The organism is Pseudomonas sp. FA-1 (assembly GCF_056856075.1).
Genome location: NZ_JBWXTH010000055.1, coordinates 1 through 284, shown reverse-complemented (window position 1 = coordinate 284; position 284 = coordinate 1). Strand labels below are relative to the sequence as shown.

At 62.0% G+C, this 284-nt stretch carries 1 protein-coding gene; it reads left to right on the top strand.

Going from position 1 to position 284, the window contains the following annotated elements:
- On the top strand, window positions 1–284 hold a 284-nt coding region (locus AC1MHZ_RS23455), incomplete at both ends, for a PAAR domain-containing protein (RefSeq protein WP_482967019.1).

Genomic DNA, 284 nt, shown 5'->3' with positions numbered 1-284 from the left:
TCGACCAACGTCTTCATCAACAGCGTGGCCGCCGCACGCAATGGCGACAAGCTGACTTGCGGCGCGACCATTACCAGTGGCTCGGACAACGTCATCATCGGCGGCGGTACCTACCGTTACCTGCCGGTAGATGATGAAGTACCTGAATGGCTACGCACCACCGTCGATGTGCTGATGGCCATCGCGGGTGCTGCTGGCGGCATCGCGCAGTTGATCAAGGCCGGTAGCCAGGCCGGCATGAAGGCCATCATGCCGTGCGTGGCCAAGTTCACCGCCGGGTTCGT